Below are 14,718 nucleotides of genomic sequence, written 5' to 3'. Positions count from 1 at the left end.
TCTAAGCGCTACGTGAGGTGTTGCACGATTTCTTCCGCGCGCTCATGACTCGTGCCACGAAACCACATCTGCACTTGGCGCACGGCCGTGCCGTATTGACCGCTCTCCAGCAGGCTTTTTAGCTCCTCGCGGTGCCACTCTTCCAGATCCGCAAACTCCACCGGCCGCTCATCGCGCTGCTGCTTGAGCATACCGACGACGAGGAAGACGAAGGCCGGAATCAGCAGTGCGAGCGGGAACGCGAAGCCACCGAAATACAGCTTGGCCACGAGCGCGGCGATGCACAGCAGTGCGGAAAGACCGTAGAGCAGAAAGAGCATGCCCGTTAGTCTAGCGCGTTGAGTGTCGACTGCAGCCAAACGCGAGAGCGCATGAGCAGGCGCTTTGCCGCCGCGGTATGGGGAGCCCACAACTCGAAGGCATGCACGCCGCCTTCTACAACCTCGCACTGTGTTGGCACACCAGCAGTTTTCAGGCGCTCGGCGTAATCCATAATCTCGCCGTAGAAAAGCTCGCTGCTACCCGCGTAGAGCCACGCCGGCGGTAGCCCCGACAGATCCGTGCGGCGGCCGGGCACGGCATAGGGTGCTTCCGGGTTGCCATCGACGTAGAAGCGCCACGCCTGCGCGTTGGAATCTACGTCCCAGATGGGGTTGCGGTCGGTGGATGCTGTGCGGTCATCGAGCATCGGACAAAATAGCCACTGCCCCGCTGGTTGAACCCCGCCTTCATCGTGGAGGCGCTGGCACAACGCGGCAGCCAGCCCTCCCCCGGCGCTTTGGCCGGCGATAACAATCCGATCCGGGCTGATTCCCAGCTCTTCCGCATGCGTGAGGAGCCAGTGGTGGGCCGCGTGGACGTCATCAAGCGCAGCCGGAAAAGGGTTCTCCGGGGCGAAGCGGTAATGCGGCGCGACGACGGTGACTCCAACCTCTGCGGCGGTCTCCTTGAGGTGCTTGACGTCCTGGCGCGGATGTCCCATGAGCAGACCGCCCCCGTGGATCCACAGCACCGCGCCGCGCGGGTTCTCCGGGCTATAGATGGTCGCGTGGATTTCGGTGTTCTTCACTCGCCGCGTGCGCACGCCCTGGATTAAAGGTGCCGGCCACAGCGCTGGCACGATGCGCCCGGCACGGCGGATGAGCGGATTAGTCGGATCGAATAGCGACATGACCGTCGCTCCCGCGCGCAGCTCCGGACGGATGTACACCGCAGCGACCTACTTCTCAGTCAGGTGCTGCGTGGTGAGGTAGCCGCGCTCCATGCGGGCGACGATCACCGAGCGCATATAGGCCGCGAGCGCCCAGAGCAGGGCGAAGATGATGAAAATGGTCGCCACAGACCAGTGGACCATAAAGCCGAGCACGATACCGATGACGTGGAGGACAATCTGTACCCCGACGATCCACGGCTTATTCATGAAGGGGAAAGACGCCAGGAGCAACACCATAAAACCAATGACCACGCCATAGTTGAACGGGGTCCACAGGGTGCCGTCATAAAGCTTGTATAGCATCGGCAGTGCGAGGACCAGGGTGATCAGCTCCATTGTGAGGGAGCTCGCCACCACCATGCCGCCGAATTGCTTGAGGGGATCCTTGGCCGGTGCCTGGCCCAAGCCAAGCGGACCAATCTCCTCCTCGGGGACGGGTTTACGGGGGCTCATGCGGGTTCCTTTCCAAAGAGTGCGCGGGCGTCACCGGCAGTGACGACCGAACCAGTAATCACGATGCCGGAACCGGACTGCACGTCGGCATCCTCCGCCAATTCAACGGCCTGAGTATAGGCACTAGGGAGGTCGGGCTCGACATACACGCGCTCTTCGCCGAAGATATCGCGGGCCAGCTCCGCCAGCTCATAGGCATCCCGGGCGCGCGGGGAGGTGTTCTGAGTAATGACGATCTCCGTGAGCACAGCCTCCAGGGCGGTGAGGATGCCGGTTGCATCCTTGTCCGTGAAGATGGACACCACGCCGATGAGGCGCGCGAAGTCGAAGTCGCGGTCGAGGGCTGCAGCCAAAGCCTTAGCGCCGTGTGGGTTGTGGCAGGCGTCAAGGAAGGTCGTGGGGCTGGTGCGCACGCGCTCCAGACGGCCGGGAGAAATGGCCTTGGCAAAGCCGGTGCGCACTGAAGCAATGTCGAGCGGGTGGCCTGCCGACGCCCCGAAGAAGGCCTCCACCGCGGCCAAAGCCACGGCCGCGTTCTTGGCTTGGTGCTCGCCGTGCAGCGGCAGGAAGATGTCTTCGTACATCCCACCCAGGCCCTGGATGGTCAGCTGCTGGCCGCCCACTGCGATGCGCGATTCCAGTGCAGCGAATTCGGAGCCCGCGCGGGCCACGCCGGCGCCGACGTCGACGGTGCGCTGCAGCAGCACGCGCATGGCTTCCGGGTCCTGCTCGGCGATGATGGCGATGTTCTCCGCCGGTGTGAGCACGTCCTCGGCATCGTGCTCGCGGGCCTTGATGATGCCGGCCTTCTCACCAGCAATCTCCGTAATGGTATCCCCGAGGTAGTCCGTGTGGTCGAGGCCTACCGGCATGACCACGGCTACCTCTGCGTTGACCACGTTGGTGGCATCCCACGTGCCGCCGAGGCCGACCTCGACGACGGCGACGTCGATGGGGGCATCGGCAAAGGCTGCGTAAGAGATGGCAACAAGCACTTCGAAGGTGGACATAGGAATGTCGGAGCGGGAATCCACCATCTCCACATAGGGCTTGATTTCACGCCAGATGCGCACGAAGTCGCGCGGGTGGATGGGGTGGCCGTCGATGCCGATGCGCTCGGTGACCAGCTGCAGGTGCGGGCTGGTCACCAGGCCAACACGGCGGTGGAAGGCGCGCAGCAGCGAATCAATCATGCGGGCGGTCGAGGACTTACCGTTGGTGCCAGCGACCTGGATGACGTGGAAGGAACGCTCCGGGTTACCCAAGAGATCCATGAGCATCTCGATGCGCTCGAGGCTCGGCTCGATGATGGTCTCTGGGGCGCGGGCGTTGAGCTCCGCGGTGACCTCGGCCAGCTCCGCGAGCTCTTCCGGCGAAGCTTGCTCGGGGGCGGCCTCCTCGTAATCCTCCTCGCCACCGAGGTTGAGGGTCAGGCCGGAGTCGGTGATTTCCACCGGCCCACCATCGGTGCCCTCCGCGAGGGCATCGACGACCTCAAATTCCTCGCGGTTCTTCTCCTCCGCCACTACTTGAGTCCCTCCAGACGTGCGGTGATGCGCTCGACCTCCTCCTGGGCCACTTGCTGACGCACGCGGATCTTCTCCACGACTGCCTCCGGCGCCTTGGACAGGAAGGCCTCGTTACCCAGCTTCTTGCCGGTCTGGTCCAGTTCCTTCTGGGCCTTGGCCAGATCCTTCTCCAAGCGCTTGCGCTCAGCGGCGACGTCGACGGCACCGGAGGTATCCAAGGTGACCTCAACGGTGGCCTGGGACAGACGCACCTCGATGGAAGCAGACGCGGTGAAGTCCTCGCCCGGCTCCGTGGTATTGGCCAGGTTGCGGATGAGTCCCTCCTGCTCCTGCAGGTCAGCCGCGGCGAAGTCGAGGCGTCCCGGGACCTTCTGGGAAGGCTTGACGCCCTGATCGGAGCGGAAGCGGCGCAGCTCGGTGATGAGCTTGTCGGCATCCTGAATGCGGCGGGCAGCCACCTCATCCTTCTCCGCGCCACCGTTGGTGTGCTCCTGGGTAGGCCACTGCGCTGTGACGATGGTCTCCCCGCCAGTCAGAGCCTTCCACAGGACCTCGGTGACGAAAGGCATGGTCGGGTGCAGCAAACGCAGAACCAGGTCAAGCACGCGGCCCAAAACGATCTGGGTCGTGCGTCCGGTGGCCTGCTCCTCGGCGCTCGCCGCATCGAAGTCGCGCGGGATCTGGGTCTTGGCAATCTCCAGGTACCAGTCACATAGCTCATCCCACACGAAGTGGTAGAGCAGCTCATTGGCCTTGGCGAACTGGTAGTCATCCAGGTAGGCGTCGACCTTGGCGCGGACCTCCTCGGAACGGTCGAGGATCCAGCGGTCGGCGTCGGTCAGCGCGTCGCGTGCCGGCAGCTCCGCCACGCCCGCGCCGTTCATGAGCGCGAACTTGGTGGCGTTAAAGAGCTTGGTGGCGAAGTTACGTCCGGCGGCGGCAGCGTCGACTGCCAGCGGCAGGTCCACGCCCGGGTTGGCACCGCGGGCCAGGGTGAAACGCAGCGCGTCCGCACCATAGTCGCGCACCCAATCCATCGGGTCGATGCCGTTGCCCAGGGACTTCGACATCTTGCGGCCCTGCTCATCGCGCACGAGACCATGGAGGTAAATATCCGTGAACGGCACCTGCGGGCGGCCATCCTTGCCTTCGCCGAGCAGCTCCGGGGTGTGCGCGCCGGCAAAGGTGCCGAACATCATCATGCGTGCGACCCAGAAGAAGAGGATGTCATAGGCGGTAACCAGCACGTTCGTGGGGAAGAACTTCTCCAGATCGGCGGTCTTTTCCGGCCAGCCCATCGTGGAGAAAGGCCACAGCGCAGAGGAGAACCAGGTGTCCAGAACGTCCGGGTCCTGGACGTAGCCTTCCGGCGCTTCCTCGTCGGGACCAAGGCAGATGATGTCGCGCTGGCCGTCCTCGCCCTCTGGCCCGTACCAAATGGGGATGCGGTGACCCCACCACAGCTGGCGGGAGATGCACCAATCGTGCATGTCATCGACCCACTCGAAGTAGCGCGGCTCCAGGGACTTCGGGTGGATGGTGGTATCGCCCTCGCGGACGGCGTCGCCGGACATCTTCGCCATCTTCTCCACGGCCACAAACCACTGCAGGCTCAGGCGCGGCTCAATCGGCTCGCCGGAGCGCTCCGAGTGGCCCACGGAGTGGACGTAGGGGCGGATCTCCTTGACAATGCGGCCCTGTTCGCGCAGCGCCTCACGGATCTCTACGCGGGCCTCTTCGCGGGTCAGGCCGTCAAACTTCGTGCCGGTATTCGCGATGTGTCCGGTGGTGTCCATGATGGTGGGCATGTCCAGGTCATGGCGCAGGCCCATGGCATAGTCATTCGGATCGTGTGCCGGCGTGATCTTCACTGCACCAGTACCGAATTCCATGTCCACGTAGTCATCGGCAATGATCTTCAGGCTCAGGTCATCGCGGAAGGGGTGTGGCAGTTCCTGGCCCACCAGGTGGGCGTAGCGCTCGTCCTCGGGGTGGACGGCAATGGCGACGTCGCCCAGCATCGTCTCCACACGGGTGGTGGCCACAATGAGGTGGGGTTCATCGTCGTTCAGCGAGCCATAGCGAATGGAGACAAGCTCACCCTCGACGTCCTTGTACACCACCTCGATGTCGGAGACGGCGGTCTCCAGGACCGGGGACCAGTTGACCAGGCGGTTGGCCTGGTAGATCAGGTCCTCGTCGTAGAGGGTCTTGAAGATGGTCTGGACGGCGCGGGAGAGGCCATCATCCAGCGTGAAGCGCTCGCGGGACCAATCCACCGAGTCACCGATGGCACGCATCTGGTTTTGGATGGTGCCGCCGAACTCTTCCTTCCACTCCCAGACCTTGTTGATGAATTCTTCGCGCTCATAATCCCAGCGCTTCTTGCCCTCCTGCTCACGCAGGCGGGCCTCCACCTTGGTCTGGGTAGCGATACCGGCGTGGTCAGCACCCGGCAGCCACAGGGTGGCATAGCCCTGCATGCGCTTGCGGCGAATGATGGAATCGATCAGAGTGTGGTCCAACGCGTGGCCCATGTGCAGCTGGCCGGTGACGTTCGGCGGCGGCAGCACGATGGAATAGGGCTCGGCCTCCGAGGACGCGTCCGGGGTGAAGTAACCGGCGTTTACCCAGCCTTCGTAGAGGTCTTTCTCTACTGCCTGCGGCTCCCAGGACTTGGGAAGCTGGTCCGCGCGGTTGGTGCCAACGAGTTGCTCTTTATTCTGATCAGTCACCTGGCCAACTCTACCCTGTACGTCAACTGGCACTAGCGCCCTGTCTAGAGTAAGAGCATGTCTCACAATCCTGGCCACCGCGCCCGTCTCCGCACCCGCTTCTTTGCTCAAGCCAAAGAGAACTCTCAGGCCTTTGCGTGCCTGACGAGCTATGACTGCATGACCGCCGAAATCTTCGATGAAGCCGGGGTGGATCTCCTGCTCGTCGGCGATTCCCTGGCCAATGTGGTCCTGGGCCGCGAAACCACGCTCTCGCTTACCCTCGATGAAATGATTCCGCTGGCCCGCGCCGTGGTTTCAGCTACCTCCCGCGCCTTCGTGGTGGTGGACTTGCCCTTCGGTTCCTATGAGGCCGGCCCCGCCCAGGCACTGGAGTCTGCCGTGCGCGTCATGAAGGAAACCGGCGCGCAGGCCGTGAAGCTCGAGGGCGGTGCCGAGCGCGCACCGATTGTTGCCGCGCTTGTCGCCGCCGGCATCCCCGTCTGCGCCCACATCGGATTCACGCCCCAACAGGTTCACGCCTTGGGCGGCTTCGTGGTCCAGGGCCGCGGTGCCGGTGCGGAGAAGCTGCACACGGACGCCCGCGCGCTTGCCGACGCCGGCGCCTTCGCCGTGGTACTGGAGATGGTCCCAGCTGCGTTGGCTGAGGAGGTGACCAAGGAACTGCCCATCCCCACCATCGGTATTGGCGCCGGCGCACAGACCGACGGCCAGATCCTCGTGTGGACCGATGCCTTCGGGCTGGGCGGACCCAAGGCGCCGCGCTTCGTGCGCCGCTACGCAAACCTGCGCGGCGCGCTGCTGAAGGGTGCGAAGAATTACGTGGCCGATGTGGGCGAGCGCTCCTTCCCCAACGCCGAGGAATCCTTCGAGGACTAAAGTTTGGGCCATGCAGATCCTTACAACTAAATCTGAACTCCGCGCCTTCCGCGCGGCCGCATCCGGCACCGTGGGATTGGTGCCCACGATGGGCGCGCTTCACGAAGGCCACGCTTCACTCGTGCGCCGCGCCCGCGAGGAGAATGACACCGTGGTGTGCTCGGTCTTTGTCAATCCCCTCCAATTCACCGACCTCGGCGATTGCGAGGACTACCGCGCCTACCCGCGCGACCTCGACGCGGATGCAGCACTGCTCGATTCTCTAGGCGTGGATGCGGTTTTCGCTCCCACCGTGGAGGAGATGTACCCGGGTGGCACCCCGCGGGTGTGGGTGCGCACGGGTGAGATGGGCTCGGTCTTGGAAGGCGCTTCGCGCCCCGGCCACTTCGACGGCGTGGCCACTGTGGTGAGCAAGCTATTCACTCTCGTGCGCCCCGACCGCGCCTACTTCGGGCAGAAGGATGCCCAGCAGGTAGCCATTATTCGGCGCTTGGTGGCGGACCTCGACCTGCCACTCGACATCGTCAGCGCGCCCATCGTCCGCGCGGCGGACGGCGTGGCCGAGTCCAGCCGCAACGCTCGCTTGAGCCCTGCCGAGCGCGAGCAGGCCGTGGCGCTGTCCCAGGCGCTCTTCGCACTGCGGGATGGTGCATCCCTCAAGGAGGCTGAAGCCCAGCTTGCTTCCTCCCCCGGCGTGACGGTGGACTACCTCACCGTGGTGGATCCAGCCACGCTCGAGCCCGTTGATGCACAACACCGGCCCGCCCTGGCGCTCGTTGCAGCGCAGGTGGGGCCGGTGCGGCTCATCGATAACTTAGTGCTTGAGTCTTAGTCCTTGAGCAGGTGGGCTACGGCCTCGCGCTCCTCACGCAGCTCTTGAACCGAGGCCTCGATGCGCTCCTTCTGGAAATCGTTGAGCTCGAGGCCTTGCACGATTTCCCACTTGCCGTCGCGGGCGACGGTGGGGAAACCTGCGACGAGGCCCTCGTCCACGCCATAGGAGCCATCGGAGACGACGGCTGCGGTACGCCAGTCCTCGGTGCCATGGATCCAATCGTGCATGTGATCCACCGCGGCAGAGGCTGCGGAGGCAGCTGAAGACTTACCGCGTACGGCGATGATCTCGGCGCCGCGCTTGGCCACCTTCGGAATCATCTCTTCCTTGTACCAATCCTCATCCACCTCGGCGTTGGAGAAGGTCAGGTCCGGGAACTGGGAGGCAGAGTGATTGCCCCACACGGCAACTTTGGTCAGCTCCGCGGTAGGCACTCCCGTCTTGAGGGAGACTTGGCTCTGGGTGCGGTTGTGGTCCAGGCGCATGAGCGCGGTGAACTGGCTCGGGTCCAGGTCCGGTGCGCTGTTCGCCGCAATATAAGCGTTAGTGTTGGCCGGGTTACCCACGACGAGGACGCGGACATCGCGCGCAGCGACGTCGTTCAGCGCCTTGCCCTGGACCGTGAAAATGGCACCGTTGGCTTCCAGCAGGTCGGCGCGCTCCATGCCCTTGCTGCGCGGGCGGGAACCGACGAGGAAAGCAGCCTTGGTGTCCTTGAAGGCCACGTTCGGATCATCGGTGACGGTAATGCCGCGCAGGAGGGGGAAAGCAGAGTCATTGAGCTCCATGGCCACGCCTTCAGCGGCGCCCACGGCGTCCGGGATTTCCAGCAAAGCCAGCTCCACCGGGGTGTCCTTGCCATAGACATCGCCCGCAGCGATGCGCCACAGCAGGGAGTAAGCGATATTTCCGGCGGCGCCGGTGACGGTGATCTTGACGGGTTTCGATGCAGTCATGTGCGAGTCCTTTCGGCTGGGTATTCACCTTCCCACCCTAGTCCCGTTTTTCGCCCCCGTGGGGTGTGATTTTACCCCCGAAAGATGCGAGTTCTCTGTACTTGAGCTCCACGGCCGTCTTTTTTCGGCATAGTGGACAACTGTACGCATATCCATCGACTAGACGGGACTTTCCATGAGCACTGAGACTTCATCGGTCGACTCCGGCTCTGTTGAGCACGTGATCGATGTTGCGATATCGGAGTTTTCGGAGCATGGTTATGCCGAAACCAAGCTCGAGACCGTATCGAAGCTGTCTGGGATGTCCAAGCGCATGATCCACTACTACTTCGGGGATAAGAAGGGGCTCTACCAGCAAGCCTTGGCAGCGGCAGCGCGGCGCCTCAACCCGCCAGAGGGCAGCCTCGAGATCAATTCTGCTGTCCCAGTCGAGGGCGTGCGCACCTTGGTGGATTGGTTGTTCCGCCAACATGTGAATAACCCCGAAGCCATCCGGATGCTAACGATGGAATCCTCCCACAGTGTGCTGGAGTCCTCGCAGGCGCTTGTCGACGTGTCCGAGATCTCCCTCCACCTCGACAGGCTGCTCATGCTGGGCCAAGATTCCGGCGCGTTCCGCCCGGGAATTTCCGCCAACGATATTTTCACGCTGATTTCTGCGCTCTCGATGTACCGGGTGACGAATCACGCGATGATGAGCAACCTGCTCGACATCAACATGTACACCCACAACAACACTGAGGGGTTGCACCGCATGGCGGTCGATGCTGTGCTGGCTTTCCTTACGGCGAACATCCCGGACATCGGCTTCGAGTCCTACCTCACCCAGAACGAAACCGAGCTCGATGCTGAGTCCGCGCCCTTGGATGTCTACTCCACCGAGGACGAGGGCGACGCGTCAGCGAGCCTCTACGAATGACGCGCCGGCGGGGACTCTACGATTAGAGCCCTCTCCCCAGCATCGCGCGAGCAAAGAAACCAAAGTAAAGGAACCATCTGCGCGCCGGCCTGAGCACAAGCCCAGGTCACAATTTCACTCCACAGCTACATGGTCCCATTCATCTGGTTCCTTTGCCCCAACAGGCAGATGGCATCTGACAGAAGGCGTTTTTAGACCTGAAAACGCCATGTAGACAGCACAAAAGGCATCTTCAGCCTTGAAGATGCCTTTTAAGAGATGCCGTTTAGGCAGATTCCTTCGCCTCATCCGAGTACACGAACTCCGGCTCGCCGCCGTCGGTCACGCAGTCCTGCGTGATGTGGACGCTGGCAATGTCCTCGCGGTCTGGGAGGTCATACATGATGGGCACGAGCAGCTCCTCCATGATGGCACGCAGGCCGCGGGCACCGGTCTTGCGCTCGAGCGCGAGCTCGGCGATTGCCTCCAGCGCCTCATCCTCGAAGTGCAGCTCCGCACCATCCATGCTGAACAGGCGCTGGTATTGCTTGACCAGCGAGTTCTTCGGCTCCACGAGCACCTTAACTAGCGATTCGCGGTCCAGGTTATCCACCGTGGCAACCACCGGCAGGCGGCCGATGAACTCGGGGATGAGGCCGAACTTCACCAGGTCCTCCGGACGCACCTGGGAGAAGAAGTCGACTGATTCCTTCTCATCCTTAGTTTCCAGCTTGGCGCCAAAGCCCACGCCCTTCTTGCCCACGCGCTCCGAAATCACCTTATCCAAGCCCGCAAAAGCACCGGCCACGATGAAAAGGATGTTCGTCGTATCCAACTGGATGAATTCTTGGTTCGGGTGCTTGCGCCCACCCTGCGGCGGGATCGCCGCCACGGTTCCTTCAAGGATCTTCAGCAGCGCCTGCTGGACGCCCTCACCGGACACATCCCGGGTAATCGATGGATTCTCCGACTTGCGGGAGATCTTGTCCACCTCATCGACGTAGATGATGCCGTGCTGCGCGCGCTCCACATCAAAGTCCGCAGCCTGCAGCAGCTTGAGCAGGATGTTCTCGACGTCCTCGCCCACGTAGCCAGCCTCGGTCAGGCTCGTGGCATCCGCGATGGCGAAGGGGACGTCCAACAAACGCGCCAAGGTCTGCGCCAAGTAGGTTTTACCGGATCCCGTCGGGCCCAGCATCAGGATGTTGGACTTAGAAATCTCAACTTCTTCATCCTGCGCCTTCTTCCGGCGGCCCTCCAGGCCCGCGGCCTCCTCAGCCTTGATGCGCTTGTAGTGGTTGTACACAGCCACCGACAACACGCGCTTGGCCTGGTCCTGGCCAATGACGTACTTATCCAGAAAAGCCGAAATCTCCGAAGGACGCGGAAGGCGCATCTCCTTCTCTTCGTCCGCCTCGGCCTGAGCCGCGCCGAGCTCCTCCTCGATGATTTCGTTGCAGAGCTCGATGCACTCGTCACAGATGTAGACGCCGCCGCCGGCGATAAGCTTCTTCACCTGCTTCTGACTCTTTCCACAGAAGGAACACTTGAGCAGGTCAGCGCTTTCTTGCATACGTGCCATGAAGGCCTTTCAACTCTTTTCTCTGGGGTTATGGTGGGGCGATTTTACCGCAGTTTGTTCCACTCTAGTAAACCACTCAGACTCGAGCGCTATTCCTCACTCAGCGGCGCGCCCTTGAATTTAAAACGGCAGTTAGTGGACATAGACAGAGCGGTTCACTAACTTACATCGAAACCGCTCTATCAGCAGAAAGATTTTCATGGACATCCGCGAACTCATCGACCGCTCCCCCATGGGCGCACGCCAATGGCTCATCATCGCCATTGCCCTCTTCCTCAATGCACTCGACGGCTATGACATGGTGGCCATGGCCTTCGGCGCCGGCACCGTCAGCGAAGAGTTCGCGCTGTCCGATTCTTCCCTTGGCTGGCTCCTGTCCTCCGCCCTCATCGGCATCGGCCTTGGCTCGCTCTTCCTCGCCCCGTTGGCTGACCGCCTTGGACGCACCACCCTCATCACGGTCTCGCTCGTCATTGACCTCGTCGGCCTCGTGCTCACCGCCCTCGCGCCTACATTTAGCCTGCTGTTGCTGTGCCGCCTCATCACCGGCATTGGCGTCGGCGGCGTCCTTGTCTGTGTCACCGTGCTCGTCAGCGAGTACTCCAACCTGCGCTTCCGCGGCCTGGCCGTCGCCATCTACGCCTCCGGCTATGGCCTCGGTGCCTCCTTCTGCGGCGTTGTCGCCTCCTCCTTCGATACCTGGCAGCCCATATTCTGGGTTGGCGCAGCACTCACAGTTGTCGCCCTTATCCTCACGGTTGCTTTCGTCCCCGAGTCCGCAGACTTCCTCGCCGCCCGTGGCCGCATGGACACGGTGCGCACCATCACCGCCAAACTCGGCCTCACGGGAGACGTCAGCGTCCGCCCGCGCACCAGCCACAAGGCCTCCTACAAGGACCTCGTCTCGCCGCAGTTCCTGCGCACCTCCATCAAGCTCTGGCTGGCCTTCAGCTTCATCATGTTTGCCTACAACTTCACCTCGCAGTGGACCCCGAAGCTTCTTACCGCCGAGGGCCTTACCGCCCAGCAGGGCATCATCGGCGGCATCATGCTTTCCTTCGGCGGTGCTATCGGCGCCATCCTCTTCGGCCTGTTCACCACGCGCATCGACGCCCGCCCCCTGCTCATCGTCTTCTGTCTTATCTCCTCCGTCGTCCTCGTCGGCTTCATTAACTCCACCGCCGTGCCTTCCCTCATGTTTGCCCTCGGAGTCGGCGTAGGCCTTACCCTCAACGCCTGCATCTCCGGCCTTTACACCGTCACCCCGGAGGCTTACCCTTCGGCGCTGCGCACCACGGGTACGGGCGCTGCCATCGGCATCGCTCGCGTGGGCGCTACCCTCGCTCCCATCCTGGCGGGCTATCTGCTCGAAAGCGGCTGGACCCCAACGGGGCTCTACACCCTCGCCGGCGCTACCGCTGTGTTGGCCGGAGTCTCCCTCATCGGTGTGCGCGCCTACACGGCAACCACCAAGCAGACAGCACCCCAGACCGTGGCGGCCTAGGCTGGAGGGGGCACACAGCCCCAACCGCTTAGGAGCAGCACATGTTTAATCTTCAGGACCACGTTGCCATCGTCACCGGCGGCGCCGCCGGAATCGGCCGCGGCATCGTCAGCGCTCTACGCGAAGCCGGCGCGACCGTCGTCATCGCTGACCTCAACCTCGAGGCCGCGCAGAAGACTGCCGAAGAACTCGGGGCGGACGCCCTGCTTGTCGACGTCACCTCGCGCGACTCCGTCCGCACCCTGTACCGGGACGTCGTCAAGCGCTATGGCCGCATCGATATCGTCTGTTCCAACGCCGGTGTCTTCCCCAACTGCCCGCTCGAGGACATGACCGACGAGCAATGGGACGCCATGTTCGCTATCAATACGCACGGCACGTTCACCGTGGTGCAGGAAGCACTGCCCTATATGAAGGAGGCGGGCTACGGGCGCATCGTCATCACCACCTCCATTACCGGCTCGCACACCGGCTACCCAGGCTGGGCGCACTACGGCGCTTCGAAGGCCGCACAACAAGGCTTCATGCGCTCCGCGGCACTGGAAGTTGCCCGTGATGGCATCACCATCAATGGTGTTCTGCCAGGCAACATCCTCACCGAGGGTTTGGAGGGCCAGGGTCAGGAGTACCTCGACCAAATGGCACGCTCCGTCCCCATGCACCGCTTAGGTTCCCCGCGCGATATCGGCAACGCCGCGGCCTTCCTCGCCTCCCGCGAGGCAGGCTACATAACGGGCCAGACCATCATCATTGACGGCGGCCAGATCCTCCCCGAGTCCCCCGAGGCCATCCTGCCGCCCTACGAAGCCTAAGCATGGCCGAAGCCCCGCTATCTACTAGACAGCGGGGCTTTAAGCTTGATTACTTAGGCGTTGAGCTTGCGGTAATCAAAGACGGTATCGATGAGACCGTAGTCAACGGCTTCCTGCGCGGTAAGAATCTTGTCGCGGTCAGTATCGATGCGCACCTGCTCCGCAGTGCGGCCGGTGTGCTCAGCCAGGGTCTCCTCCATGAGGCGGCGCATGCGCTCGATCTCGTTGGCCTCGATCTCAAGGTCCGACACCTGGCCCTGCGTGCCCTGCGTACGCGGCTGGTGAATCAGCACACGAGAGTTCGGCAGCGCAGCGCGCTTGCCCGGAGCACCGGCGGCCAACAGAACAGCCGCTGCGGATGCCGCCTGGCCCAGGCACACGGTCTGCACGTCCGGGCGGACGTAGCGCATGGTGTCGTAGATAGCCATCAGCGCAGTAAACGAGCCACCCGGGGAGTTGATGTACATCGTGATATCGCGGTCCGGGTCCTGGGACTCGAGGACCAGCAGCTGCGCCATGATGTCGTTGGCGGAGGTGTCATCGACCTGGGTGCCCAGGAAGATGATGCGCTCTTCAAAGAGCTTGGAATACGGGTTGGTGGTCTTCGATCCCTGTGCGTTCTGCTCAATGAACTCCGGCAGAACGTAGCGGGAAGAAGGCATCTGAAGGTTAGACATAGTGATAAAGCTCCTTGTTCCCTAGTTGGTGATAGGACCGTTGACGGACTCGATGACGTGGTCGACGATGCCGTATTCCTTGGCCTGCTGGGCGGTGAACCAGCGGTCGCGGTCCGAATCCTTGGTGATTTGCTCGAAGGTCTGGCCGGTGTGCTCAGCGATGAGCTCAGCCATCTCGCGCTTGGTCTGCGCGAACTGCTCGGCCTGGATGGCGATATCTGCGGCGGTACCACCCACACCAGCGGAAGGCTGGTGCATCATGATGCGTGCGTGCGGCAGGGCGTAGCGCTTGCCCTTGGTGCCGCCGGAGAGCAGGAACTGGCCCATCGAAGCGGCCAGGCCCATGCCATACGTAGCCACATCGCACGGCGAGTACTTCATCGTGTCGTAGATGGCCATGCCCGCGGTGACCGAGCCACCCGGCGAATTAATATAAAGCGAAATATCGCGCGTGGGGTCCTCTGCGGACAGCAGGAGGATCTGGGCGCACAGTTTGTTGGCAATCTCATCATCCACCTGGGTTCCCAGGAAAATAATGCGCTCGCGCAGCAGGCGCTCATACACGCTATCGCTCAGATTCATACCCGTAGACGACGAGTTCATTGAAATCTTCTCAGACATTAATGGTTCTCCTTCAAGTGAAGA

The 14,718-nt window shown here is 62.6% G+C and carries 14 protein-coding genes; 5 read left to right on the top strand and 9 right to left on the bottom strand.

The window, feature by feature from the left end; all coding sequences use genetic code 11:
• Nucleotides 1-8: 8 nt before the first annotated feature.
• From HMPREF2996_RS07790 to HMPREF2996_RS07770, 5 genes are read right to left on the bottom strand one after another with little or no spacing between them, the layout of a single operon-like run.
• Entirely contained in the window at nucleotides 9-320 is a 312-nt protein-coding gene (locus HMPREF2996_RS07790) for a hypothetical protein (RefSeq protein ID WP_070447822.1), read from the bottom strand.
• Nucleotides 321-325: 5 nt separating this feature from the next.
• Entirely contained in the window at nucleotides 326-1,210 is an 885-nt protein-coding gene (locus HMPREF2996_RS07785; protein ID WP_246823011.1) for an alpha/beta hydrolase, read from the bottom strand.
• A gap of 9 nt (nucleotides 1,211-1,219) precedes the next feature.
• On the bottom strand, nucleotides 1,220-1,666 hold the full coding sequence (locus HMPREF2996_RS07780; protein WP_070447819.1) for a DUF4233 domain-containing protein: 447 nt from the start codon (nucleotides 1,664-1,666) through the stop codon (nucleotides 1,220-1,222).
• Nucleotides 1,663-3,192: a bifunctional tetrahydrofolate synthase/dihydrofolate synthase gene (locus HMPREF2996_RS07775; protein WP_070730855.1), complete on the bottom strand. Its 1,530-nt coding sequence runs from the start codon at nucleotides 3,190-3,192 to the stop codon at nucleotides 1,663-1,665. Before HMPREF2996_RS07775 ends, HMPREF2996_RS07780 begins: the two co-directional genes overlap by 4 nt.
• Nucleotides 3,192-5,930, bottom strand: a complete 2,739-nt coding sequence (locus HMPREF2996_RS07770) for a valine--tRNA ligase (protein ID WP_070730852.1) — start codon at nucleotides 5,928-5,930, stop codon at nucleotides 3,192-3,194. Before HMPREF2996_RS07770 ends, HMPREF2996_RS07775 begins: the two co-directional genes overlap by 1 nt.
• A 57-nt stretch (nucleotides 5,931-5,987) precedes the next feature.
• Between HMPREF2996_RS07770 and panB the strand changes: the two genes are divergently transcribed.
• Entirely contained in the window at nucleotides 5,988-6,809 is an 822-nt protein-coding gene (panB, locus tag HMPREF2996_RS07765; protein ID WP_070525703.1) for a 3-methyl-2-oxobutanoate hydroxymethyltransferase, read from the top strand.
• 10 nt (nucleotides 6,810-6,819) lie between these two features.
• On the top strand, nucleotides 6,820-7,641 hold the full coding sequence (panC, locus tag HMPREF2996_RS07760; protein WP_070645367.1) for a pantoate--beta-alanine ligase: 822 nt from the start codon (nucleotides 6,820-6,822) through the stop codon (nucleotides 7,639-7,641).
• Here the strand turns inward: panC and HMPREF2996_RS07755 are convergent.
• Complete coding sequence (locus tag HMPREF2996_RS07755; RefSeq protein WP_070730850.1) at nucleotides 7,638-8,600, bottom strand: malate dehydrogenase; 963 nt, start codon at nucleotides 8,598-8,600, stop codon at nucleotides 7,638-7,640. The two genes, panC and HMPREF2996_RS07755, sit on opposite strands and share 4 nt — an antisense overlap.
• A 175-nt stretch (nucleotides 8,601-8,775) precedes the next feature.
• Here HMPREF2996_RS07755 and HMPREF2996_RS07750 point away from each other — a divergent pair, with 175 nt between their 5' ends.
• Nucleotides 8,776-9,519, top strand: coding sequence for a TetR/AcrR family transcriptional regulator (locus HMPREF2996_RS07750; protein WP_070447801.1), 744 nt, complete (start codon nucleotides 8,776-8,778; stop codon nucleotides 9,517-9,519).
• 265 nt (nucleotides 9,520-9,784) lie between these two features.
• Here HMPREF2996_RS07750 and clpX read toward each other — a convergent pair whose 3' ends face one another.
• Complete coding sequence (gene clpX / locus HMPREF2996_RS07745; RefSeq protein WP_010190911.1) at nucleotides 9,785-11,080, bottom strand: ATP-dependent Clp protease ATP-binding subunit ClpX; 1,296 nt, start codon at nucleotides 11,078-11,080, stop codon at nucleotides 9,785-9,787.
• Between the two features lie 199 nt (nucleotides 11,081-11,279).
• Here clpX and HMPREF2996_RS07740 point away from each other — a divergent pair, with 199 nt between their 5' ends.
• The gene (locus HMPREF2996_RS07740; protein WP_070730848.1) at nucleotides 11,280-12,584 is read left to right on the top strand and encodes an MFS transporter; all 1,305 of its coding nucleotides are present in this window, start codon (nucleotides 11,280-11,282) and stop codon (nucleotides 12,582-12,584) included.
• A gap of 41 nt (nucleotides 12,585-12,625) precedes the next feature.
• Entirely contained in the window at nucleotides 12,626-13,396 is a 771-nt protein-coding gene (gene fabG / locus HMPREF2996_RS07735) for a 3-oxoacyl-ACP reductase FabG (protein WP_070730846.1), read from the top strand.
• Between the two features lie 53 nt (nucleotides 13,397-13,449).
• Here the strand turns inward: fabG and HMPREF2996_RS07730 are convergent, their stop codons facing one another.
• Complete coding sequence (locus tag HMPREF2996_RS07730) at nucleotides 13,450-14,073, bottom strand: ATP-dependent Clp protease proteolytic subunit (RefSeq protein WP_010190916.1); 624 nt, start codon at nucleotides 14,071-14,073, stop codon at nucleotides 13,450-13,452.
• A 21-nt stretch (nucleotides 14,074-14,094) separates the two neighbouring features.
• Entirely contained in the window at nucleotides 14,095-14,694 is a 600-nt protein-coding gene (locus HMPREF2996_RS07725) for an ATP-dependent Clp protease proteolytic subunit (RefSeq protein WP_010190917.1), read from the bottom strand.
• Nucleotides 14,695-14,718 lie beyond the last annotated feature (24 nt).

The sequence above is a fragment of the Corynebacterium sp. HMSC066C02 genome (assembly GCF_001814945.1).
GTDB classification, from domain to species: Bacteria; Actinomycetota; Actinomycetes; order Mycobacteriales; family Mycobacteriaceae; genus Corynebacterium; species Corynebacterium aurimucosum.
The sequence above is the reverse complement of the archived record's forward strand: the minus strand, read 5'-3'. Positions and strand labels throughout refer to the sequence as shown.

Bases quoted from the DNA above. Each gene is read 5' to 3' on its own strand.
- HMPREF2996_RS07740 (WP_070730848.1), top strand. From the start codon at position 11,280: ATGGACATCCGCGAACTCATCGACCGCTCCCCCATGGGCGCACGCCAA.
- HMPREF2996_RS07780 (WP_070447819.1), bottom strand. From the start codon at position 1,666: ATGAGCCCCCGTAAACCCGTCCCCGAGGAGGAGATTGGTCCGCTTGGC.
- HMPREF2996_RS07750 (WP_070447801.1), top strand. From the start codon at position 8,776: ATGAGCACTGAGACTTCATCGGTCGACTCCGGCTCTGTTGAGCACGTG.
- clpX (WP_010190911.1), bottom strand. From the start codon at position 11,080: ATGGCACGTATGCAAGAAAGCGCTGACCTGCTCAAGTGTTCCTTCTGT.
- HMPREF2996_RS07755 (WP_070730850.1), bottom strand. From the start codon at position 8,600: ATGACTGCATCGAAACCCGTCAAGATCACCGTCACCGGCGCCGCCGGA.
- panC (WP_070645367.1), top strand. From the start codon at position 6,820: ATGCAGATCCTTACAACTAAATCTGAACTCCGCGCCTTCCGCGCGGCC.
- fabG (WP_070730846.1), top strand. From the start codon at position 12,626: ATGTTTAATCTTCAGGACCACGTTGCCATCGTCACCGGCGGCGCCGCC.
- panB (WP_070525703.1), top strand. From the start codon at position 5,988: ATGTCTCACAATCCTGGCCACCGCGCCCGTCTCCGCACCCGCTTCTTT.
- HMPREF2996_RS07725 (WP_010190917.1), bottom strand. From the start codon at position 14,694: ATGTCTGAGAAGATTTCAATGAACTCGTCGTCTACGGGTATGAATCTG.
- HMPREF2996_RS07730 (WP_010190916.1), bottom strand. From the start codon at position 14,073: ATGTCTAACCTTCAGATGCCTTCTTCCCGCTACGTTCTGCCGGAGTTC.
- HMPREF2996_RS07790 (WP_070447822.1), bottom strand. From the start codon at position 320: ATGCTCTTTCTGCTCTACGGTCTTTCCGCACTGCTGTGCATCGCCGCG.